This is a genomic window from Streptococcus sp. FDAARGOS_192 (assembly GCF_002073815.2).
GTDB classification, from domain to species: domain Bacteria; phylum Bacillota; class Bacilli; order Lactobacillales; family Streptococcaceae; genus Streptococcus; species Streptococcus salivarius_H.
This window is the reverse complement of sequence record NZ_CP020431.2, coordinates 269,544-293,101: the sequence shown is the minus strand read 5'-3', so window position 1 is coordinate 293,101 and position 23,558 is coordinate 269,544. Positions and strand designations below refer to the sequence as shown.

General features: G+C 37.1%; 26 protein-coding genes and 1 pseudogene. 6 read left to right on the top strand and 21 right to left on the bottom strand.

Translation table 11 applies throughout. From position 1 onward, the window contains the following. Positions 1–26: 26 nt before the first annotated feature. Together A6J31_RS02525 and A6J31_RS02520 are read right to left on the bottom strand one after the other, a co-directional pair. Entirely contained in the window at positions 27–662 is a 636-nt protein-coding gene (locus tag A6J31_RS02525; protein WP_003094690.1) for a copper homeostasis protein CutC, read from the bottom strand. A 34-nt stretch (positions 663–696) separates the two neighbouring features. Then, complete coding sequence (locus tag A6J31_RS02520; RefSeq protein WP_048790550.1) at positions 697–1,266, bottom strand: TetR/AcrR family transcriptional regulator; 570 nt, start codon at positions 1,264–1,266, stop codon at positions 697–699. Positions 1,267–1,392: 126 nt separating this feature from the next. On the opposite strand from A6J31_RS02520, the gene A6J31_RS02515 reads away from it, so the two are divergent. Both A6J31_RS02515 and A6J31_RS02510 read left to right on the top strand, forming a co-directional pair. Continuing rightward, entirely contained in the window at positions 1,393–2,235 is an 843-nt protein-coding gene (locus A6J31_RS02515; RefSeq protein ID WP_048790549.1) for a DegV family protein, read from the top strand. A gap of 220 nt (positions 2,236–2,455) precedes the next feature. Then, the gene (locus A6J31_RS02510) at positions 2,456–3,628 is read left to right on the top strand and encodes a CynX/NimT family MFS transporter (RefSeq protein ID WP_021144461.1); all 1,173 of its coding nucleotides are present in this window, start codon (positions 2,456–2,458) and stop codon (positions 3,626–3,628) included. Positions 3,629–3,769: 141 nt separating this feature from the next. On the opposite strand, the gene A6J31_RS02505 is transcribed toward A6J31_RS02510, so the two are convergent. The 14 genes and pseudogenes from A6J31_RS02505 to A6J31_RS02430 all read right to left on the bottom strand — a co-directional run bounded on the left by A6J31_RS02505 (position 3,770) and on the right by A6J31_RS02430 (position 16,768). Next, a complete protein-coding gene (locus tag A6J31_RS02505) occupies positions 3,770–4,507 on the bottom strand; it encodes a DUF4336 domain-containing protein (RefSeq protein ID WP_021144462.1) in 738 nt (245 codons plus the stop codon). 32 nt (positions 4,508–4,539) lie between these two features. Beyond that, entirely contained in the window at positions 4,540–5,316 is a 777-nt protein-coding gene (locus A6J31_RS02500) for an alpha/beta fold hydrolase (RefSeq protein ID WP_048790548.1), read from the bottom strand. A 214-nt stretch (positions 5,317–5,530) separates the two neighbouring features. Then, positions 5,531–7,618 (bottom strand): heavy metal translocating P-type ATPase, encoded by a 2,088-nt coding sequence (locus tag A6J31_RS02495; protein WP_080610381.1) that lies wholly within the window; start codon positions 7,616–7,618, stop codon positions 5,531–5,533. Further along, entirely contained in the window at positions 7,602–7,964 is a 363-nt protein-coding gene (locus A6J31_RS02490; RefSeq protein WP_002890511.1) for an ArsR/SmtB family transcription factor, read from the bottom strand. The genes A6J31_RS02495 and A6J31_RS02490 overlap by 17 nt, the downstream gene beginning before the upstream one ends. Before the next feature lie 14 nt (positions 7,965–7,978). Continuing rightward, positions 7,979–8,812: pseudogene (locus tag A6J31_RS11725) on the bottom strand (ZIP family metal transporter). Between the two features lie 365 nt (positions 8,813–9,177). Continuing rightward, positions 9,178–9,966: an alpha/beta fold hydrolase gene (locus A6J31_RS02475; protein ID WP_080610380.1), complete on the bottom strand. Its 789-nt coding sequence runs from the start codon at positions 9,964–9,966 to the stop codon at positions 9,178–9,180. A gap of 130 nt (positions 9,967–10,096) precedes the next feature. Beyond that, complete coding sequence (locus A6J31_RS11800; RefSeq protein ID WP_002890505.1) at positions 10,097–10,270, bottom strand: hypothetical protein; 174 nt, start codon at positions 10,268–10,270, stop codon at positions 10,097–10,099. 199 nt (positions 10,271–10,469) lie between these two features. After that, positions 10,470–12,152 carry an ABC transporter ATP-binding protein gene (locus A6J31_RS02465; protein WP_080610379.1) on the bottom strand — a complete coding sequence of 561 codons (1,683 nt, stop codon included), beginning with the start codon at positions 12,150–12,152 and terminating at the stop codon, positions 10,470–10,472. A gap of 2 nt (positions 12,153–12,154) precedes the next feature. Continuing rightward, positions 12,155–12,892: an ABC transporter ATP-binding protein gene (locus tag A6J31_RS02460; protein ID WP_080610378.1), complete on the bottom strand. Its 738-nt coding sequence runs from the start codon at positions 12,890–12,892 to the stop codon at positions 12,155–12,157. Between the two features lie 135 nt (positions 12,893–13,027). Continuing rightward, positions 13,028–13,768, bottom strand: a complete 741-nt coding sequence (locus A6J31_RS02455) for an ABC transporter permease (protein WP_049546201.1) — start codon at positions 13,766–13,768, stop codon at positions 13,028–13,030. A 276-nt stretch (positions 13,769–14,044) separates the two neighbouring features. Next, positions 14,045–14,674: a TetR/AcrR family transcriptional regulator gene (locus tag A6J31_RS02450; RefSeq protein ID WP_048763849.1), complete on the bottom strand. Its 630-nt coding sequence runs from the start codon at positions 14,672–14,674 to the stop codon at positions 14,045–14,047. Positions 14,675–14,842: 168 nt separating this feature from the next. Continuing rightward, entirely contained in the window at positions 14,843–15,451 is a 609-nt protein-coding gene (locus A6J31_RS02445) for a Type 1 glutamine amidotransferase-like domain-containing protein (RefSeq protein ID WP_080610377.1), read from the bottom strand. A 57-nt stretch (positions 15,452–15,508) separates the two neighbouring features. After that, the gene (gene aac(6') / locus A6J31_RS02440) at positions 15,509–15,937 is read right to left on the bottom strand and encodes an aminoglycoside 6'-N-acetyltransferase (RefSeq protein ID WP_070460559.1); all 429 of its coding nucleotides are present in this window, start codon (positions 15,935–15,937) and stop codon (positions 15,509–15,511) included. A 288-nt stretch (positions 15,938–16,225) separates the two neighbouring features. Next, positions 16,226–16,768, bottom strand: a complete 543-nt coding sequence (locus A6J31_RS02430; protein ID WP_070460561.1) for a GNAT family N-acetyltransferase — start codon at positions 16,766–16,768, stop codon at positions 16,226–16,228. A gap of 336 nt (positions 16,769–17,104) precedes the next feature. On the opposite strand from A6J31_RS02430, the gene A6J31_RS02420 reads away from it, so the two are divergent. The 4 genes from A6J31_RS02420 to A6J31_RS02405 are packed head-to-tail and all read left to right on the top strand — an operon-like array spanning position 17,105 to position 18,349. After that, a complete protein-coding gene (locus tag A6J31_RS02420) occupies positions 17,105–17,350 on the top strand; it encodes a hypothetical protein (RefSeq protein ID WP_001813542.1) in 246 nt (81 codons plus the stop codon). Beyond that, positions 17,347–17,682: a hypothetical protein gene (locus A6J31_RS02415; RefSeq protein ID WP_000806926.1), complete on the top strand. Its 336-nt coding sequence runs from the start codon at positions 17,347–17,349 to the stop codon at positions 17,680–17,682. The genes A6J31_RS02420 and A6J31_RS02415 overlap by 4 nt, the downstream gene beginning before the upstream one ends. A 12-nt stretch (positions 17,683–17,694) precedes the next feature. Next, the gene (locus A6J31_RS02410; protein WP_000567222.1) at positions 17,695–18,063 is read left to right on the top strand and encodes a hypothetical protein; all 369 of its coding nucleotides are present in this window, start codon (positions 17,695–17,697) and stop codon (positions 18,061–18,063) included. Then, positions 18,050–18,349, top strand: a complete 300-nt coding sequence (locus A6J31_RS02405) for a DUF5960 family protein (protein WP_001072467.1) — start codon at positions 18,050–18,052, stop codon at positions 18,347–18,349. Before A6J31_RS02410 ends, A6J31_RS02405 begins: the two co-directional genes overlap by 14 nt. A gap of 117 nt (positions 18,350–18,466) precedes the next feature. Here the strand turns inward: A6J31_RS02405 and msr(D) are convergent, their stop codons facing one another. From msr(D) to A6J31_RS02375, 5 genes are all read right to left on the bottom strand, one after another. Continuing rightward, positions 18,467–19,930: an ABC-F type ribosomal protection protein Msr(D) gene (gene msr(D) / locus A6J31_RS02400; protein WP_000420313.1), complete on the bottom strand. Its 1,464-nt coding sequence runs from the start codon at positions 19,928–19,930 to the stop codon at positions 18,467–18,469. A 119-nt stretch (positions 19,931–20,049) separates the two neighbouring features. Then, complete coding sequence (gene mef(A) / locus A6J31_RS02395) at positions 20,050–21,267, bottom strand: macrolide efflux MFS transporter Mef(A) (RefSeq protein WP_000417519.1); 1,218 nt, start codon at positions 21,265–21,267, stop codon at positions 20,050–20,052. 385 nt (positions 21,268–21,652) lie between these two features. Then, a complete protein-coding gene (locus tag A6J31_RS02390) occupies positions 21,653–21,823 on the bottom strand; it encodes a hypothetical protein (RefSeq protein WP_000873143.1) in 171 nt (56 codons plus the stop codon). A 648-nt stretch (positions 21,824–22,471) separates the two neighbouring features. Then, positions 22,472–22,915: a GNAT family N-acetyltransferase gene (locus tag A6J31_RS02385; protein ID WP_049514508.1), complete on the bottom strand. Its 444-nt coding sequence runs from the start codon at positions 22,913–22,915 to the stop codon at positions 22,472–22,474. A 227-nt stretch (positions 22,916–23,142) separates the two neighbouring features. Continuing rightward, positions 23,143–23,463 (bottom strand): TfoX/Sxy family protein, encoded by a 321-nt coding sequence (locus A6J31_RS02375; RefSeq protein WP_070439264.1) that lies wholly within the window; start codon positions 23,461–23,463, stop codon positions 23,143–23,145. Positions 23,464–23,558: the final 95 nt, after the last annotated feature.

The following is a 23,558-nucleotide window of genomic DNA, read 5'->3' as shown; positions in this document are numbered from 1 at the left end:
GCCAAGAAGCTGGTTCCATTGTAAATCTAAAAGACGACACGTGTTCCATGAACTTGCTCAAGACCAAGTATGGCAAGAAATTGGTCACGATTAGCCACGGAGATACCACCTCCTGCTAAAATATCCAACTGACCGTCTGCTAGCTGAACCAATTCTGCATAACGTTTCAAGCGTAAGTCTAGAGCAGTCTCAGGAGTTCCAGCACGGGTGAGAAGACGCGTCACACCGTGGTCCTTAAGCCACTGAATAGCACTAGACTGAGCTGCTTTAGGGATTTGGTCAAAGGCCATATGCATGGTGACCTCTAGGTCTCGACTAGCATCTAACAAGGTCTTTAGAGCTTCTGTATCGAGTTGGTTTTCTGAAGTCAAAGCACCTAGTGCAAAGCCGTCAACACCCAATTCACGCGCACACTTGATATCTTCTAGCATGATAGCTAATTCCTGCTGGCTATAGACAAAGTCGCCCCCTCGTGGACGAATCATCACAATCACCTTAGCCTGATAATCCTTGGCCAACCCAACAGCCGCCTTTATGACACCATAAGAAGGTGTCGTGCCTCCAACAGCCAGATTATCACACAACTCCACGCGTTGAGCACCGGCTTGAAAAGCTTTTTCTAAGTAAGTCACATTCTCTGCACAAAATTCATATATTGGCATACTGAACCTCCAATTAGTTGTAGTAGCAAGGGGATTATTTCTTCTTTTGTGGAAAAAGCGGGAGACCAAGTTTGGCAATCTTTTCAGCTGGGGTCTTCATGCCATCCTTGACCCATTTGGAAATCACTGAGACAATAGCTGAGCTCCAAAAGGAATTGAGGTAGCTACCGGCACCATTTGATGAGCTACCATTTCGTTTTTCCAAAAAATCATAAACTGCCTTGGTCAATACCTGCTCAAAATTATAATCAATGGCAAGACTGATGATTTTGGCTTCTTTTTTGACTTCCTTAAGGAGATAAACCCAGACTTGGTAAAGATCCGTCTTGAGATTATAGCTGTCCAAGGACTTAGTAATCTTTGTAATGCAAGACTCAAAAATAGATTTTAAAATCTCTTCCTTAGAACCATAATTGCGATAAAAGGCAGCACGAGATACACCCGCACGCTCAACCAGTTCCGATATGGTAATCTTTTTAAAGTCTTTTTTCTCCAACAATTGCAGGAGAGAAATTTCGATGGATTCTCGTGTAATTGCTTTATTTTCTTGGTTAAATCGTTTGAGATTTTCCAAGGATTTCTCTGAGATTTTTCTTTCTGCCATAACATTCACTTTCTATCTGTCACACCTGATGAGATCTGCTTTGATAGCAATGCACTTCATGATAAAATTGTAAAAGAAGACAAATAACTTGTCAATGTACATTATGCAGATATGAGGTATAAACCTATGAAATGGAAAATTATTGCGGATTCAGGCTGTGACTACCGTTCTTTAGACAATCTGGCACCAGATACGGAGTTTGTCAGTGTTCCTTTGACTATCCAAGTGAGCGAAACCATTTACAGGGATGATGCCCAACTCAATATTGATCAAATGATGGAGAAAATGTATGCAACTACGACTGCTTCTAAGTCTGCCTGTCCGAGTCCTGATGATTATATGAAATCCTTTGAAGGAACGGACAATATAGTCGTCGTGACGATCACTGGAACCCTTTCTGGTAGCTACAATAGTGCTGAAATCGCTAAGAAAATTTATCTGGAAGAGCATCCTGATACTAAGATTCACGTGATTGATAGCCTGTCAGCTGGTGGCGAGGTCGACCTTATCGTTCGTAAACTCAATCACTTAGTCGCTGAAGGCCTTGATTTTGACCAAGTCGTTGATGGCATCACAGCTTATCAAGCCAAGACTAAGTTGCTCTTTGTTTTAGCCAAAGTTGATAATTTGGTGAAGAATGGTCGTCTAAGTAAACTAGTTGGCACCGTTGTTGGACTCCTCAATATCCGTATGGTCGGTGAAGCTAGTAAGACAGGTACTCTTGAATTGCTTCAAAAAGCCAGAGGTCAAAAGAAAGCCATCAAAGCTGCCTTTGATGAACTCCTCAAGGCTGGTTATGCTGGAGGCCACATTACGATTGCCCACCGCAACAATGAAAAATTTATCGAGCAATTCTCTGAATTGGTTCGTGAAAAATTTGCCCAAGCAAGCATCGAAGTCCTTCCTACTTCTGGACTCTGTAGCTTTTATGCTGAAGAAGGCGGACTCCTTATGGGGTATGAAATTTAAGACGACATTGAAAAGAGGCTGGACTACATGTTCGGTCTTTTAAAAATCAGATTATGCTATTTGATAATCAGCAGAATAGGATTATAAAACTAAAAATTCTTTCTTGACAATCCAACGTAATCGCTTTCATCACCCCCTTCATTTATGGTAAGATGGAAGTGACGCATTAGTGTCATATTCTTAAAAATTAAAATACCCTTATTAAACATGGAGACGCTTTATGAAACAGAAACATTCACATTTTCTAATCCCTGGAATCCTTCTTCTAGGGATCGTTTTGCGGGCCCCGTTCACAACCTTGTCTACGGTCTTATCAGACATTGCTTCTGGTCTAGGCGTTGAGGTCAGTTCTCTCGGTCTCTTGACAAGTCTCCCTCTCTTGACCTTTGCGATATTCTCACCTTTTGCGGCTAGCTGGGCCAAACGCTTTGGTATAGAAAGACTCTTCCTCGGTGTTTTAATTGTGATGACACTTGGTTCTGCTTTGCGTACCCTTAATCTCCCTCTTCTTTATGTGGGAACGCTGTTAGTCGGAGCTGGAATTGCCTTTATCAACGTCCTTCTCCCAAGCCTAATTCAGGCTAACGAGCCAAATCAGTTAGGATTCTTAACCACACTCTACATTACAGCCATGGGATTATCCACAGCCGTAGCTTCATCAGTTGCCGTTCCAATCACTAAGGCAACCTCATGGCAAGGCTTGGTCTGGGTATTGACAGCGGTCTGTGCCCTAGCTCTTGTGATTTGGCTCCCTAATGTACGTCACAATCATTACTTAGAACAAGATACTTCTACCAGCGAAAATTCAGGCAGTTGGTATAAGAGTGGCAAAGTCTGGGCCATCATGATTTTCGGTGGATTACAGTCACTCTTCTTCTATACCACTATCACTTGGCTTCCAACCATGGCTACACAAGCCGGTGTCGGCGAAGCCAATGCCGGAATTCTAGCTTCCGTTTTCACACTGACGAGTATTCCATTCTCTATGATTGTTCCTAGCCTAATCACGAAACTTTCTGATCGCAACCGCCATTTGATGCTAGTGACTACCGTCCTAGCAGGACTTATCGGAGTGGCTATGCTTCTAGTCAATACAGACAGCTTTGTGTATTGGTTGGTCCTTAACCTCTTAATCGGAAGTTCTGCTAGTGTCCTATTCCCTTACATGATGGTTTCCTTTTCAATGAAGGCTAGCACGCCTGAAAAAACAGCCCAACTATCAGGTTTAGCCCAAACCGGAGGCTATATCTTTGCAGCCCTTGGTCCAGTCTTGTTCGGTTCAAGCAAACAACTCTTTAACTCTTGGACCCCTGCTGTTTTAATTCTTCTTGTCTTGACCATAATCATGGGAATTGCCCTTTACAAAGTTGAAAAAACAGACGTAATTTTGTAAGTGAAAAACTAATAAAAGAAAATGCCCCACAAGTTGTAGCTTGTGGGGTGATTTTTTGTGTAGCGAATGAATGCAACTTTTAAATACAAAGGTCGAAGTATTCGTATTTGTCTTTCGACAAGTTCCCTTAACCACATAACCCTATTTCTCTAGCCAAAAGAACGCTTGGTTTAACATCTCTTTTGCTTGTCCAATCATACACGGTCCATGAGAAATAATAATATTCTTAGGTTCCCATTTCTTTATTTTGTGATAGCTCTTCAGAGCTTGTTTTTTACCAAATAAGAAAGTCATTCTTAAATCTCTTGGTGTTTTACCATTTGGATGGTGATTATCACCTATTTTAAAAAGTAGCTTTTCAAAAAGCGATAATTTCTCAGTTTCTATGTTTTCAATAAGATCCGTTAAAACCAGAGTTGAACTTTCATTATGGAAAAAAACAACCTCTTTTACATAAAAACTTCCCTCAAATGTTGTAAAACAAATTTCTTCGTTCCAATTGGCCTTGCTTAATTCCTGACCATAATCCAAACTCATTCCCGATTTTCTGGCACGCTTTTGAACACCACTAGCTAGCCAAACTTTTGCTTCAGGAAATAGTTGATGCCATTCATCTATATAACTATAATGTAAGACATTGGGGGCAATAAGGTGTTTTACCTCACCTAATTGCTTGATTTCAAAAAGTAAATTGTCATTAGGCTTAGTCGGTGAATGCACCCAAAGACCACCATTCTGTAGACGGATAACTGTCATTCTAGTTGAAAAAGGCACTTTGAAGAATTTGAAATCCATCAGTACTTCTTCCCCATCCACAATCCATAGGTTATCTGCTATCTTTTTTAAGGAATTGAGGGGAGTATATTTTTTGACTTCCATGAAACTCTGCTTTCTAAATTAATAAAGTATAATCAATCGTTATTCTCCAAAAATGGAACAACCAAGTCAATCCACTCTTGAGGTAGGTAGGCTGATAAATAGCCGTGATTATATCCTTTTGCCTCAAACAAGATAGTGTTGGGATGCAGCTGCTCAAATAACCTAGCTGACTCCTTAACACATTTCAATTCTTTTTCACCATAAATATAGAGAACCTGCGCCTTACTTTTAGAAATCCTACTCTTCAACTTATAATGCCCCATATAAGTTGAAGAGATGGTCACTAATGTTTTGATAGGCGTCCTTGGCATATCCTCCATATAAAAATTTTTTATCTCGTCTGGGTAAGCTAATTGGGGATAGAATTTATTCATTAAGCTTAACTGAAGTTTACAAGAGAATTTATTGAACATCAATTTACCAAATAGAGACACTAGAAAGATGCTGATTTTAGCTAACCTTGGTTGAGGAATACAGAGGCTTCCGTCTATGATGGCCTTCTCAGCAATTTCACTGTCTAAAGACAAAAGCTCCATGGCAATTTGACCACCAAGTGAAACACCACCGATTGCTAACAATTTCCCACCACAGTTTGCTTTGATATAGTCTAGAATCTCCAAAGCAGAATCTTCAGTAGAAACATAATCAAGTTGATATTCCTCGCCGTGGCCATTCAAAGTGGGTAGAATAACACGGTATTCTTCTGACAAGATTCGTGCTTGACGAAGATAATTCCACCAAGAACTGCCACCACCATGTATCAGTAAGATAGAAGGCAAATTCTTATCCCCAAATTCATGGAATTTCATGTTTAGACTCCTTACTTTAGGACTTTCACTTGCTAAATCCTTGTTTAATCAGCTCGTAGAAGCAAAGCTACACACTCCACGTGTCCTGCTTCATGTAATTGAACACTAGTTTCCTTGAACTCTTTGGTATATTTTTGGCTCATTTGGACATCTCCTTTGGTTAGATACTATTCTACCAAAACGTGTCCATAAAATCATACTAACATCAGTTCACTTACTTTGACAAAGTGGAGGTATCTATCCTCAAGACCCTCAATGCATTCCATACTGCTAGTAGCGTTACACCAACATCTGCAAAGATGGCCTCCCACATATTAGAAATTCCCAATCCACTTAGAACCAAGAAAATTAGTTTAACTACAATAGCCAAGGTCATGTTTTGTTGGGCTATTCTGACTGTCTTTTTTGCCAGTCGAATGACTTGAGGAAGTTTTCCAAGGTCATCATCCATCAGTACAACATCTGCTGATTCAATGGCTGCGTCCGAACCTAGCCCTCCCATAGCAATACCAACATCTGCCCTAGCAAGAACCGGTGCATCATTCACCCCATCTCCAACAAAGGCAACAGCCTGCTGAGACTGAGTCAGAATTTCCTCAAATGTACTCACCTTATCCTGAGGCAAGCAATCTCCAAATGCATCATTAAAGGCAAATTGCTGTGCAAATTCATCAACCACTGCCTGACGATCGCCTGAAAGGAGAACCGTCTTTTTAATTCCGACTGCCTGTAAATCCTTCAAGGCCTCGATGCTCGTCTCCTTCACTTGGTCTGTGATAAGGAAATAGCCTAGAAAATGACTGTCCTCTGCCAAATAGAGAACTGTTCCTGTGCTGTCAATAGCTGGATAAGCAATCCCTTGAACTTCCATTAATCTAGCATTCCCAAGATAGAGCTGTCTGCCATCTACCCTACCGGACATGCCCTGCCCTGGTAGCTCGGTAATCTGACTCACCCTATTCTCGTCCACTTCCTGTCCATAGGCTGTTCGAATAGAGTTTGCGATTGGATGATTGGAATAGCTTTCCAGATGGGCAGCGAGGTACAGAATATCATCCTCGACACCTTCTGCGTTGACAACGGTATCCACCGCAAAGATACCTTTTGTAATTGTCCCCGTCTTATCAAATACGACCGTATCCAACTTGGCAAGAGCCTCTAAATAATTCCCACCTTTCACTAAGACACCTAATTTAGATGCTCCCCCTAGCCCGCCAAAGAAACTCATTGGTACCGAAACCGCAAGAGCACAAGGGCAAGAAATGACTAAAAAGGTAAGTGCCCGATAAAGCCAAGTCGACCACTCCCCTAAACCAAGCAAGGGAGGCAGGCTTGCAAGCAGAAAAGCGATTCCGACAACCACTGGTGTATACACACGCGAAAAACGTGTGATCATCCGTTCCGTCTCCGCTTTTTTATTGCTTGCATTTTCAACTAATTCCAAAATTTTGTTGACCGTTGATTGCGAAAAAGTCTTACTCACTTCAATTACCAATGGACTAGTCAAATTGATCACACCACTTGTAATGTCCTCACCAACGCCAATTTCCCTAGGCAGTGATTCTCCTGTCAAGGCTGACGTATCCAGAATAGAACGACCTTCTCTGACCAGACCATCTAGGGGCATCTTCTCCCCAGGCTTAACTAAAATATGGTCCGCAACCCTTACTGTTTCAGGGTCTACTTGAACGGTTTCTCCCCCCTCTAGTCTCCAAGCCTTATCCGACCGAATATCCATCAATCGTGCAATGGACTGACGAGATTGAGAGGTGGCCTTATCTTGGAAATACTCCCCAATCTGATAAAAAAGCATGACGGCTACTGCCTCTGGAAATTCTCCCAAGAGAAAGGCTCCTAAGGTCGCGATACTCATCAAAAAGTTTTCATCAAAAAGATTACCACGTTGAATATTTTGAACCATCTTGATAAGAACCTTATGGCCGATAATGATATATAGGGTCAGATAATAGACCAGACGAATCCAGAAATACTCCTCTGGCAGGAAAAAGCCGAAGGCAAATAGAATCATAACAGCAAGTAGCAGCTCTTTCGCCCAATCTCGTTTTTCTGGAAGTGCCTCTTCCTTTTTCTCACTGATAACTTCGATTCCAGGTTCAATAGCATCCACCAAGTCAATAATTTCCTTATCTATCCCATCTTCGCTTTTTGTTTCCAAAATCAGCTTTTGAGCTATCAGATTGACAGTGGCAGATTCTACCTGCTCCAATTGATTGACAGCACGTTCAATCTTAGCAGCACAATTGCCACAGTCAATTCCTCGAAGTTCATACTCTTTCTTCATGTTTTTCCTCTTTCAAATGTTTCAGTGTCAAAGACAAGACTGCTGCGACATGATCGTCCGCAAGTTCATAATAGGTCATCCTTCCTTTTTTCTCCCCCTTGACCAATTGGCAGTCCCGCAGATAGCGTAGTTGGTGAGAAATAGCAGACTTGGTCATCTGTAACGCAATCGCTAAGTCTCCGACACAAATTGGATTTTGCCGTACTGCTTGTAAAATCCGCAAACGAGTTGGGTCAGAAATCGCCTTAAAAAAATTGGACATATTTAGCAATGTAACGGTATCAAACTCCGTCTCATGGACCCCTTGAATTAAATCTGGATTACAAGCTGTTAAACACTGTGACATATTTTCTATTCCTCCTATACTAAAGTTGTATCAAGTAACATCATGATTAGAAATCCGGCCATAACCCCACCTGTCGCAATATCGGTATTCTTGTGCTCTTGAGCACCTGGCACAAGTTCTTCCACTGCAACATAAATCATGGCTCCCGCCGCAAATAAGAGAGCATAAGGTAGTAGCTGGGTCATAGACATAACAGCATAGGCCCCTAAAACAGCTGCAATCGACTCAACAATCGCTGACATGGCGCCATAGTAGAAAGCTGATTTCCTACTTCGCCCTTCTACCCGTAGTGGCAAGGACAAGGCAGAGCCTTCTCGAATATTTTGGATGCCAATTCCCAAGGCCAATCCAAGGGCACTCATTCACGTAAAGGAAAGTCTAGTTGCGAGATTTGCCACACTAGCAAATGCCACACCAACTGCTAAGCCCTCTGGTATATTATGAAACACTACCGCCAGATAAAGCAGCATGGTCTTTGATAAGGGTCTTTTGGGATTCAAAATCCCTTCCTTATCACTCATCTGATGATTCAAATGTAGGTCGGGAACCAAATAATTAATAAAGCGGATAAATAAGCCCCCGACAATAGAACCAACAGCCGTCGTCAACCAGTAAAATCTGTTCGTAGCTATTGACTGGCTATAGTCCAAAGAAGGGACAAGCAAAGGCCAGACTGCCGCTGCCGTCATAATGCCCGCTGCCAAGCCCATCATCATATCCATGAATTTTTGATGAATGGTTTTGACAAAAAAGACCAAACTAGCACCGATAAGGGTACAAAACCAGTTGAATAAGCCAGCTAATAAAGCTTGCATTACTGGTGATAGAGAAGAAAAATTACATCTCATACCTCAATAATCGATGATTCAGTTGAACAACCACTCAACTATTATCATTATAGTTGAACACTCGCTCAATTGTCAAGGAAGAAAGTAAAAAAGCTATGAGAAATCCCCATAACTTTGTAAATTATTGAAGCAATCTCGTGTTCTTAGAGAATATCACAATGCCATAAAAAGCCCAAAGGACTATTTGGAATTATCATATCATATAACGCTTTGACACAATTTAACGATTACTATATTGAGAAACAAACTTTACTCCTCAAGAAAGTTAGATGTTCCCAATGCTATCCGTAAGAGTACTTAAAACCTTGAAACATACTGATTTCAAGGTTTTTATAACGTGTTGAAGATTATGTACTATTTTTGGTTCAGTTTACTATAAATGAATCACTCTTTAAAAATGGTATCACCAAATCAACCCACTCTTGAGGCAGGTAAGCTGATAAATAGCCGTGATTATAACCCTTTGCTTCAAACAGAATAGTGTTGGGATGTAGCTGCTCAAATAACCTAGCTGACTCCTTAACACATTTCAATTCTTTTTCACCATAAATATAGAGAACCTGCGCCTTACTTTTAGAAATCCTACTATTCAATTTGTAGTGCCCCATATAAGTCTTATAGATAGTCACTAATGTTTTGTTAGGTGTCCTTGGCATATCCTCCATATAATAATTTTTTATCTCGTCTGGGTAAGCTAATTGGGGATAGAATTTATTCATTAAGCTTAACTGAAGTTTGCAAGAGGATTTACTGAACATCAGTTTACCAAATAAAGATACCAACAAGATGCTAAATCTCGCCAACCTTGGTTGAGGAATACAGATACTTCCGTCTATGATGGCTTTCTCAGCTATATCGCTGTCTAAGGACAAAAGTTCCATAGCAATTTGACCTCCAAGTGAAACACCACCTAAAGCAAATACTTTCCCACCACAGTTTTGTCGAACATAATCTAGAATTTCCTGTGCCGAATCTTCCGTTGATATATAATCCTCTTGATACTCTTCTCCGTGTCCATTAAGTGTCGGTAAAATGACATGGTAATTATGAGACAGGAGACGAGCTTGTCTAAGATAATTCCACCAAGAGCTACCCCCACCATGTATCAATAAAATGGGAGGCAAATTTTTATCACCGAATTTATGAAATTTCATTTTGATAACCTCCAAAATGTCTCATATAGACAGTACTATATTTACTTGAAAGTCTATGTTCACCTTTATTATTCTACTATTTACTCTGCTTAGCTCTGTTACAAGTAAGAGAGACAATATCGCAACCTACCTAGTCAAGGCCAAATTCCTTTCTCGCATCAGCTAGAGAAGAGACTTTACCTTGAATAATTTCCTGATGCCCGACTAAAATTTTCTTTTTCAAATCCTCAAAAGCCACTTGATACGTTGCCTCTGGAAAATCACTAGACACATATTTGCTTTGGTTAACCATTATATTTTCCATTTTTCTAAGCGTTCTATTTTGTATATATTTATTGTAACATGAAGAAGAAATATGATTCAGATAAAAATATCAAATGACTTACCATAAAAAGCCCTGTCACCAAGGCTTTTCATTCTACACATTTTCTAGGCCTCACAAGCAGTGATACCGCTTCAACATGTCGTGCTAGTATACTCCTATATTATAGAACGAAAGAGAATTACACACTCAACTCAAACAACTTATAAAACTCACCTCTCCTATCCATCAAGTCACCAAAAGAACCATCTTCAACAATGACGCCACCTTTCATAAAGAGAATTCTATCGTATTTTTTCAAAATGTTCTCATTCAACTTGTGGGTTACTACAAGTGCAGTCAAATCTTGAATATCCAGGATTGAATTTTCAATTTCAGTAGTTACTTGATTATCCAAAGATGAGGTAGCCTCATCCAATAATAAGATTGGTGTTTTTCGAATTAAGGCACGCGCAATACTAAGTCTTTGTTTTTGTCCGCCAGATAGATTTGAGCCATTCTCTCCACATAAAGCTTGTAGACCAGATTCATTTTCTAAAACATAACTTTCTAAACCTGACTGCTGTACCGCTTGCTTTATTTCCTCATCAGTGAAGAATTGATTAAGAGTAATATTTGATCTTAAAGTATCATCAAAGATATAAATGTCTTGTTGAACAATAGTCATTAAGTTATAAAGGCTCCCTGCTGAAATAGCTTGCAAATCTATATTATCAATGGAGATGTGCCCACTTGTTACATCGTAAAAACGCAGTAATAGATTGAGCAAAGTTGATTTTCCACTCCCTGACATTCCTACAATTGCAATTTTTTCCCCTTTTTGAATCTTCAAAGATAAATGATTAAAAATTTTTTCTTCAGTATTAGGGTAAGAAAAGTCTATATTTGAAAAAGAAATAACATCATCGAAATATTCTTTTGTTTCACCAGTCTGAAGCTCAGTTACATCTTTTACCTCAAATGCATCTAGTGTTGCCTGACCTTCACGAAATTTACTTATTCCCATTCCAACTTCATTCAGTGGCATTACTACAAAATTGACCAGTTGAACAATAGCTGTTACACTCCCAATTGTGGTAGAGCTATTAAATACGAGATACATCCCTCCACCAAAGGCTACCAAAAAAACAATCATCCCTGAAAGCTGTGAAATAACATTAGCTAAAACGTCAAATTTCCCTTTTATAAAATTTATTTCATCAAATTTTTCACTTTCATGACTATAATCCTCACAGATAGCATCTTTCACATTAAAACTTTTAATAACAAGAAATCCTGCTAAAATATCTTTAACCTTAGCTAAATACTTCTGATCGGCAACCATAGCTCTATTTTGTAAAGAGGCTGATTTTTGTCCAATAAATCCTGAAATCATCATTGGAATAATGCTAGCAATGATAACTAATAAGGTCAAAAACCAATTACCTATAAACATAGCTAGAAGTGAAAAAATCATTAAGGAAAGGTTTTTTGAAATATTAAAATACTGGTATAGATAATCTTGCTCAATTTTCTTCATATTTTCGGTTAATACGGAAATAAATTTCCCTGATTTTTCTTTAGAAAAGTCTCTATAATCCCTATCTAAAATAGATTGGAACACCTTGTTTTTGTATCTTGACATGATTTGCCTAACAAGTTTATTTCTCAATCGAAGAGATATAAAGTTGAGTGCTGCATAGATGAAAATAACAGTAGCTCCTACTAGTACCGCTTGAGTTAAGGCAACTTCATTTTGGGACATGCCACTATCAATAATACCTTTAATAGAATAAGCAAAAGCAATATTAGTTAAAGGGACCAGTATATTAAATATCATGAAAGTATAAAAAGCCTTCTGATGGTTCTTTATCAATTGTTTCATCCTTAATCTACCTCATAATCCTTAATATCATTTAGAAAATGTGAGATAAAATATTCTTCTAAGTCAATATTCTCTCTCCTAATCTCTTTCATAGAGACCTGTTCTACTATTTCTCCATTTTTGATAAAACCAATCCTATCTGCTATCTGTGAAATTTCCGATAATATATGACTCGATATTAGAATTGTAATTCCATGCTCCTTAGAAAGCGACAACAAAAGATTTCGAATTTCTTGAATTCCTATTGGATCTAAACCATTGATTGGCTCATCTAAAATTAACAATTTAGGTTTTGTTAGAAAAGCACGAGCTAAACCAAGCCTTTGCCTCATTCCTAACGAAAAATCTTTTACTTTTTTAGTCGTATTCTTTAATCCGACCATTCTTAAGGCTCTTATTATATCTGATTCAATAATATTTTTCCCCATATACTGAGCGTGAATTTCCAAAATTTCTTTTGCAGTGTAATTATCATAAAAAATTGGTGATTCAATAATACTTCCAATCTGACTTAATATTTCTTCTCTGTGTTCTTGTAGATTTTTCCCAAAAATTTCAATACTACCTGATGTAATTGTTGATAAGGATAACATACATTTCATTAACGTTGTTTTTCCAGCACCATTCGGTCCTAAAAAACCATAGATTTCTCCTTCAGCAATTTGAAGGTTGATACCACTTAAAATTTCTTCTTTATCAATTGTTTTAAAAACTTCTTTTATTTCAACAATATTTCTCATTTCTATCTCTCTTTCTATAACCACCTTTAAATGCAAGAATTTTTCTTCAGGAGCATAAATACAAACTTATACAGTCTCTTTCTTTATTGGAATCATAAAGGAATTACCACTTTTCTTCGATTAAACTCAGCAATACTATTTGATACTAATATCTCGTTTTGAAATATTATAAATTGAAAATGAAGTAATCATTAAACTTATGAAACTTGCAAATATCAAAAAGAATAAGTTATCAACAATATTATTAGATAAACTTCCTGAACTTACATTCGAAAGTAATGCTGCTAAGCCAAGTCCTGTAAGCATTGTTATAGCTGTTGAATACTTAATCATACCTAAAACAAATGGTAATAACCCTATTAGTACTGTTCCAAACGTAATTCCAGCTAAGTTCATTAATTGATTACCAACAGGGATATAAGTAGATTCAGTGACAACAGCCATGGATCTAATGAATATTTGAATAACTAAATGGGCAGAAAAATGGGCAATAAATGAAATTAGGATGACTGAAAGAATTTTTCCCCATACTAACTTTATTTTAGAAATAGGGTAAGAAAATAACTGAAAAATTGTTTTTCGTTTAAATTCATCAATAATAATCGTAGATAATAAATAAGATTCAAAAATCAAAAATGCTGATTTTGTAAATAAAGATGAAAATAATGATGCTACAATTGCCCAACCTTCCCATTTGCCAGTAATTCTAATAAGATTAGAATCCTGTCCAGTGAATTCTCCTAGTTTATTGTCAGTACCTAACCCCATAATGATTATTACTGTAATACCTAACACTATAAATATAGTACACAACCAGGCTAAAATTAACTTAGATTTAGAAATTTTATTTAATTCAATTTTAATAAGCGACAACATAGATTATTTCCTCCAAAGTGTAAATAAAGAATAAACTATTCAAACTAATCTCACCAAATATTTAAAAAAAGCTTATTTTACAGACAATGCCACTATACATACTGTCGGTATGTATATGTTAAAAAACAAACATACCTACGGTATGTAAAATAGGATTTTAATAACACACATAAAGTATGTTATTTTTTAAGTATCAAAATGTAAAATAGATCGTTCAATTGATAATACATAGATAGAAATTAGTATTAACAAGAATGTCGTGCGACTACATATTTACTATTTTTTTAAGTGATCAAATAAGTTGAAAATCACCTCCATCATTTCATCAGAAATTAACTGTACCCCTAGACCTTCAAAAGTAAGTTTAATGAAATTCATTTTACGCTTTAATTCTACTAATGAAAAAACGGAAATTTGAAAACCAATCCAAATATTTAAAGTTAAAACAATTAAATCTGCTAGCTCTTCTGGATATTCTGTTTTAATAGAGCCATCTTCGACACCTTCGTAAACTTTTTCTCTAATTTCGGGTAAAAAATCAGAAAATAGACCTAGATACTGCTCTCCCAATAAGCGTGGACTTCTTAGCATAATTGAAGCAGAGTAGACGAGCCTTTGGTGTTCAAAGTTAGAGAAAGAATCCATCAAAGAATTTTGTATCTTTTCTAATCCAGTATTTCCTCTCCAATTATAATTTAAAATTTCTTGATTATTTTCGCTAATGATCGTTTGCAAAATATCATATTTAGACTCAAAATGATGATAAATAACACCTTTCGTCAATCCACCTAAGCCATCTATGATATCTTGTATTGACGTATTATCAAATCCTTTTTCTAAAAATAAATCTTTAGAGACCTCTAGTATTTTTTTTCTAGTTTCGTGTGAGTTTCTATTTCTTGCCATTCCAGTCCCTTTCTATCATACCGATGGTATGTAACTTCTATTTTAGTGGACAAAACTAATAATGTCAAGTTCTTTATTGAAATATAACAAAAAGCCTTAATTCAAGGCTTTTCATTATATATTTCGTCTACACTTTAGTTACCTAGATCAAGATTTAGATAATGGAAACTAGTCAATTTTCTCTGTGATGTTTCCAAGTTTATCCAATACAAGACAGGAATGATCATTTAGTGAAATTATGGGAACATGAACAAGTTCTTCAGCTCTATCTTTATTAGCTTTATCATTCCATGAATCATAATGGACACTAATTAAAAACTGACTAAAGAGTCCTAATCCATTCTTTATCTTTATCTGATGATCTGAATGATCATTAGGTGAGATATAGACCTTTTCTCCTAATAATAGGGCTCCTGCAGAAAATCCTATAACTTTAGCCCCTTTATTCAGCATATGATCGATATAATTTTTGAACTCCTGATTGACATAAGTAGCTATATATTTTTCCGTATCTCCACCACCGATGATAATGACATCAGCATCTAGATAGCTATCAAAATTAATCTGCTCAGTGTCTAAGAGTAAGTAATCAGTGTTTAGATTAGGAAATTGACTTCGGAAAACTTCCGTGTACTTTTTCATATAGGGTTGCCAATTTTCTCGATAAACTGTAAAAATGACAATTCTTTCGATCTTCCTTGATGACACAATTTTATTAACAATCGTATGATTCTTTATCGGCGGATTTCCACCCATCAAAAAAATTTGTTCGTCCAATCTTTCACACTTTCTAAAGATACATAAAGTTTAAACAAGTTTATTCTCGTTTCGAAATTATAATTTTTTCTTAAAATGAATAATTCTATTTGCCTCCTGGAATCCAATATTGAGATGAAATCTTATAGAATCAGTATTCGTTAAAGTACAGTCACTTGCAAATTCCTTACATCCTTTATTTTTCGCCCATTCCTCACATTTTGTACAGAGATTTTTAGCAATATCCTTTAAACGATATTCCTCGTCGACAATAATCCCTTCTAAGAATCCAACAGGACTATATTTACATCCTTCAACATAATCAAATCTGAGTGAACATAGTGCTAGACCTACGATTGTGTCACCTTCAACTTCAGTAAAGATTGCAGTATTTTTGCCATTCGTATATCTTTTTACTTCATCAATAGCTTCTTTATCGGTCAATTGGGGCCATAATTGTTTCATTTGTTTAGCCATTTTTATAGAATCTTTTGTTATTCCATCCATATTGATGTTCCTCCTCAAATTACAAGCAAATGTTTCGAATCACGCTGTTACTTTGTTACTCATTGGTTGATACCAATACCATCCCTTTCTACTTTTCGACTGTCTCAGATTGGAAGAGCAGATCCACATACTCAGCGGTTCGGACTTACCGTATCATTTCGTCGGTTTCCCTCCTCATTCTACGAGTCCTATGCCCAGGGCACCTTCTCAACCTTCAGTCTCACCTTGTCGCATGGGCCAAACATCTACTTCTACTTCGCTGATGACTCAGCTTGTACAAGCAGTGATTTACTTAAATGAAATCCATTCTTCTTTTGATAGACAGGTTACGTGTTCTGTACGAAGAACACCTTCCCATGCACACGGAACGTTCTCTTTTGTATGACGATAACGGAACCCGCATTTTTCCTGAACTCTCTGCGACTTTGTATTGCCGTCAAAATAACCGCACCATAATTTCTCCAGATTCAGGTCATCAAATCCATGTCTCATCATCTCACGAACTGCTTCTGGTATCAGGCCTTGACCCCAATAGGGAACTCCTATCCAGTAACCAATCTCCGCCTCAGTATCCGGAATCCCTTTATCACTTGCAGAGCCAATCATCAGTCCTATGCTACCCACTGGCTGCATCGTTTCTTTTAAAACAATGGCGTATGTCTCAGGTGCTGAAAGATAACTTTTTATAATCTCCCTACTATTTTCAACGCTTGTATGTACTGGCCAACCTGCAATCGGACCCACCTCGGGATTACTGGCATATTGAAATAAATCATTGGCGTCTTTTTCTTCCCATGGGCGAAGAATCAATCTTTCCGTTTCTAAAATCATTTTTCTCTCCTTAAATTCCAACTGTTTATACAATCATTTCAAATGAAGGATTTTTCATGATTTGACTCTTTGTATCAACGCTATACACTCCACATGTGCTGAGAGCTTTCTTCTATACTAATAGACGAAAGGGTGTGAAAATGATTTTTAAATGATACTGTGGAACGGAACAGTAGCCCTAGTATTGACTACTGTCGTTTCTATTCATATTGGCTATTCTAGGACTGAGATGAAAAAATCTATAAATGCTCAGAATAAAATTGAACCCGCAAATCTCCCCAAAACAATGGTGAGTCATGTACTTGTATTATTCCGAAAAAATACACCTCTGGTGCAGTGAGACAAATTGGTGTATCTTATAGTGGCTTCGTAGATGAAAGCTATACTCTACTATCACTCTTTGATGATGTAGAACAAATTGAAAAAGATAATAGACTTCAGACAGCTATTGATGTTGTCAGAGAACAGTTTGGTTTTTTAGCCATACAAAAAGGAACCGTCCTAACTGAAGGTTCCAGAAATATTGAACGCAGTAAACTTATCGGTGGTCATTCCGCGGGTGGATTGGAGGGATTAAAATGAAACAAGAAAAAAATACAGTACAATTTTCAGAAATCCGTAGCAAAGGATGTAATGATATTGAAATGCTTGAAAGATTTTTACATGGAATCGTTGAAACAGCAACTTCAAAACTTCGTCAGAGAAAACTCAAAACAACTGAAATATCGATACGACTAGTACATGCTAAATCTGAAAACCGATTACCATTGGAATTTACATTTAGCATTAAGCCAACAAGCTCATCTGTGATAATCTATACTGAGGTAATCAATCGCTTTAAAGAATGTTACACAGGTGGGGGAATTCAAGGTTTTACGATTCAATTTGATAAAAATACCCTTGCCTCTGCATAGAAAGGATTTGATATGATTGACCGTTCATATTTACCATTTCAATCAGCAAGAGAGTACCAGGATACAAAGATGCAAAAATGGATGGGCTTTTTCCTATCTGAACATGCATCAGCACTCTCTGATGATACAAACAAAGTAACGTACATGTCTGACTTATCACTAGAGAAGAAATTATTACTCCTCAGTCAAGTATACGCCGGGCAGCTACGCACACGCATTCAAGTGATTGAAAAAAACAAGCGTGTTTCCTACACTGGAACAATACCAAGTCTGACCAAAGATTTCATTTTGATAAAAACTACAACAGGTCACATCAATTTGAAATTAAAAGACATTATTAGTATTGAACTTGTCGAGGAGGTGCTCTATGAATCAGCTTGAGTTTCAGCGTAATCACCTACAAATGGACTATTATAGCGAGAGCTACCAAGATTTTGAACGTGACTTCTACCGCTACTCTAACATGAATATTCCATTGACCTTCCTAACTGATGATATCCTAAAAACAATGGCGACTTCACGTAAGAATTACTTTGTCCTCAATAAGGAAAAGTCCAGAGATAACCGCGATCACTTCTTCATATTTGAAGTAAGTACCGTAGATGAGAATCCGCTAATCTATCATTATACATATAAGAAAACTACAATATATTTAGCAGAAAAATAGGAGCAGTTCAATTGACTGTTCCTATTTTTAATATTCATAAAATCTAAAGTCTTTATACTCTTTAACAATGGAGTCGCCAACCAGAACAGACTATACTGACCAGCGACTACCTTAAATTTAATGTTTCAGATTTATTTTCTTATCTCTAATTTCATAAACTACATCTGCTACATTTTCGAGTAATCGTTTATCGTGGGTGATAAACACGATAGTTCCGGTGTACTCCTTCATTAGTATTTCCAAAGCCTCTAAACTTGGTATGTCAAGGAAGTTACTGGGTTCATCCATTATTAGGATGTTATATCTACCCATGAGCATTTTAGCAAGCAACAATTTTATAATTTCTCCACCGCTTAAAACAGATAAACTTTTTCCAATATCGTTCTGTTTGAACCCCATAGATGCTAGCACTGAACGAATTTCTGATATATTGTAGTCACAATCCTTCTGCATAAACTCCATAACATTCTGATTACTGTTGTACTTGTAACCATTCTGTGCAAAGTAACCTATTTTTGCCTTAGGCGAAATAGAAATTCCTTCTTCATGGTTTAAGATCATTTGGATTAAAGTTGTTTTTCCGATTCCATTACCACCAGTTAACGCCACTTTTGCTCCTAACGGAATTTGAAAAGATGCATTTTCAAACAGAGCCTTATCCCCAAATACTTTATTAATTTCTGCACCGACTATAGGGTATGGATTATGGAGCTCCAATGCTTTACTTTGCCTGAAACGAATTCTGCGAATGCCTTCCGGAGCTTCTACTTTTCCTAAGGCCGCAATCCTGTGCTCTAGGGTTTTAGCAGCATTATACATCTTTTTTTCCTTACTTCCTATTGATTTTTGATGAGCTAAACGCCCTCCGTCTTCAGTACTTTTTTTCTTTGAAGAACCTTTTGCCTTCTGTTCTATTTTACGAGCCTGTTTTCGCTTTTCCTCCGCAGCCCTTTCCAATCGGGCACGTTCCGCAATAAATTGTTCGTATTCTGCAGCTTGGCTCTTACGTTCTTCCTCTTTCTGACGAAGATAATCAGAATAGTTTCCCCAATACTCAGTGATTTTGCCATCTTTCAGTTCCCATATTTTATCTACTATTTCATCAAGAAAATAGCGGTCATGGCTAATAACTAACAGTGCACCTGTAAAATATTTTAGCTGTCCTATTAGAAAATCAATTCCTTCACGGTCTAAATGGCTCGTAGGTTCATCCGCTAAAATACCATGAACCTGTGCCGATAAGGCCTGTGCTATTTTAAGCCTTGTTTCTTCACCACCGCTCATAGTCTGTATATTTAATTGCTCAACACCTAGCTTGCCTACAAGTGCAAAATCTTTTTCCTCCTGCAGAGTTACTTCGTCCAACTGGGGAATATAGGCAAGTTCACCCAGACGATTCATTTTACATCCTGGGGGAGTTAATTCTCCTAAAAGTACCCTGAGTAAAGTGCTTTTTCCAGCACCATTTGCTCCTACTAAACCAATACGGTCATAATCATATACTTCTAATTCATTTATATCTAAAACATCGCGTCCTTTGAATTCCACACGAATGTCTTTTGCTTTTAATATTAATTCCATAACATTTCCTCCTGTCTATAATCGCATGCTTTCATTTGCTTGTATGCAGGGAAAACCCTGCGATTTTAGCAGGAAGAGTTACATGAAAATAAGATACATAAATATTCCTCCAATATTGTTTATTTTAAATCTAATTTTCTAACCTCAGTTATCATTTGGCAAACTATAGCAATGCCAATAATTAAAATACCTGATAGTAAAAACCAATGATTTACACCGATTTTATCAGCAAAGAATCCAGAAAGAATTAACCCAATTGGCATAGCAAGTGACATGATACTTCCGATCAAAGAAAATACACGTCCTAAATATTCAGGCTTAATTTTCTCCTGAAAAAGAGCTGTTTGCACACCGCTATAAAATGGCACCGAAAGCCCCATTATTGCACAGCAAACTACGAATATTACAAATCCATTTGGAGGAAGTATTCCCGAAACGGCTAAACTGGTCCCCATTATAAAAAATGAACTTGTTATTAGTAATACATGCTTTTCGAAGCCCCCTAATCTTCCTAATAATAAGCCTCCTGCTAGCATCCCAAATGCAAAGGAAATTTCCGTAATAGAAATATGCACAGGCGTTCCATTAAAGTGTTCCATGCTTATTAAAGGAAATAGTGCATTGATTGGCATATAAACAAAAGTATATAGTGTTCCTAAGAGTAATAAGGCAAACAATCCTTTGTTTTGTCTCAGAACCACAACTCCTTCTTTCATCTCCCTTATGAAATTTGGTTCTAAACTTTGCACTTGATTACCCAGCTTAGGTATACGTACAATTGCTACCGTAATAGATGCAATCACAGCACCCAATACGTCGATGGCAATAATAGCATTTAAATCCCAAACGGAGTATAAGAGTGCTGCAACTGCCGGACTAACAATATAGCTTATAGACTGCAAAGACTGACTATAGCCTGCGCATTTCGTTAGCTGTTCTTCTGGTACTAAAAGTGGTGTAACCGCATTGAGTGCTGGGGTATGAAAAGCTGTTCCAATGCTACGGATAAACAATACTATCATAATCATCCAGACAGGTAGCTCCATACAGAATGCAACAATAGCAAGCACTGCACCAGCTGCTGCGATAATTAAATCGGCACCAATCATTATCTTCTTCCTATCATGACGATCCACTAGCACACCAATGGCAGGTCCCAAAATCGCATAGGGTAAAAAACCTACTAATGAAGCCATAGACAAGACCATCGCAGATCCTGTTTTTTCTGTAAGGTAAAAAATAATCGCCATTTGCAGGATGGCACTAGTGATTAATGATACTGCTTGCCCTGCCCATATTGCATAAAATTTTCGTTTCCAATTGTTGTATTTTTCCATTTATATTATCTCCTGCATATTATTTTGCTTGAATTTCTATTTTGAATAGCATTCTAGGCAATAAAAAATGCAGGCCAAACCCCACAATGTGGCTTTTGGTCTGCATACATACAATTTGGAAACATTCATATTAAAGACATAGTTAAATAAAGGTATAGTTAAATAACCAATATCCTCACCGTAACTAATGAATGCTCAATATCGTATAAATAAGCACAACAAAAAAGCCTATCATCGGGTATAGATTCTGCTTTTTTTATTGCCAGCTTATCTTAAACGCATTGAGGCTGTCATAGTTTCGGTTCCTCCTACATCTTTGTTTATATCAATTTATAGTATAACACAACAAGATGATATGTTCAATATAAAAGTTATGGAATGAGACTCATACTTCCAATTCGATGCCAGATTTAAAGGATATGACGAAGTTTTCTTCATAGACTGTAACGCTCTGGATTATCTTCCTTAGTAGCAAGCGATTAGCTTTCACAAAATCTTCTGTTTGTAGTTTTAAAAATTCATCAGGATTTTCTAACTCAACCTCAAAATATTTCATTTTACATTCCCTCATTTCATTTATTGATAAATTGAGTTTGCAAAAAAGAGTGGACAATTTTTGTCTACTCTTAACCTTTAAAATAGTTTTTTTTAATCGATTTGAAGTTGCCTAAATTATTACTTATTCGGTAAAATGAAGTATTGCTTTCAACAGATTTCCTTCAACTACACTTCACTTGATTCAAACAAGGTGGGTACATTTCTATTCCCACAAACTCCTTGTCAATGGAAACAAACACGTACCCACAGGGTAAATGGAAATAGAAACTGATAATTTCTAGCTATCACTTCTACTCATTCCAAAAATTTTCTCACTCTGATACTTACCCACCATAAAGCAAAAAGCCTTGCAATCAAGGCTTTCATTATCCCTTTCGTTCAAAGGTTTCTAAGCTTTTACGAGCAGAGCGACACACTCAGCGGTTCGCTATCTCCGTTCTGTCTGCGTGCTAGCACTTGTCAATCACGGACAGCTATCGCATGGGCGGAAGTAAATGCTAATCTTCGTCGTTTTACTCCTTGACTAGCAAACTTACCGCCTCAACATGCGCAGTCATTGGAAACATATCCACATCCTTAGCATTTCCCGTCTTCGAAATAAGTAAGTGTCTTAAACAGTTTAATATTCAGTTAGACAAACTGGGATTTAGAAAGATCTCCGCAAATAAACCATGTCTACCAACTGAATGCCACCTTCATATATTGGATGGTCATAATTGTCTGTAAAGAAGTTCGGGGCGATATGTGATCGCACAAACCCACACTTTTCATAAAACGGAATCGTCATTGGACTATCGCCCGTTCCTACCTGCAGAGTAGAATACTCTTCTCTGTATTTCGTGATAATAAAATCAATCATGGCTTTCGCGTAACCTTTGCCTTGATATTCCGGCACTGTCGCAATATTCTTAATTTCAAGTACGCCATTTCCCACATCGATTACAACACACTCACATTTAATACCATTATCATCAAGTACATACATTTTACCCTTATCAATATAACGGTCTATCATATCCTCCTGCTCATCTGCCAATAATAGCAACTCAATATAATTTTTCCTGTTTTCCATAACCTCTAGTATTTCCATCAACAACCCACTTCTTAAAATATTTATTGTTATTATTGTTTCGCAAATAATTTATAAACTCGATTTTAGCATCCCACGGGTTCAATGATTTGTAATCAAATCCAATGATTTCAAAGCTGTCATCAAAAATTGTTTATAGTGATTAGCTTCTTCTGCATTACCACCCTTACCATGAACATATATAACGGCATTTTTCATTCAAATCCTCTCCACAAATTCGAATTTGATTATTTCTTTTTCTTCGGTTTTGGTGCAGGTAACTCATCATAAATTGAATTGAATAAGCCGGTTAAAAATTCTTTGTTGTCAACATCATCTACCAATAGCATTTCCTTTGCTCCATCATACGGCAACTCATATTTTGCATTTGGCATATATGCTATTGCAGATTTAACAGGCTTCACTAAAAACCTATCATCATAAATCCCACCAACAATTTTCCCGCGATAATAAATAATATATTCACCCATCATTGCTTTATATGTTATTTCTTCCAACTCAGATAGTTGTTCTAAAATGAAATCTAAATACTCTTTACTTGAAGCCATAATCTATACCTCCAAAATTTGCATTTGTCTACACCGTTTTAATACTTATATTAGATTAATATGTTGGGCATTCCTTTTGCACTAGCACGCAGCTA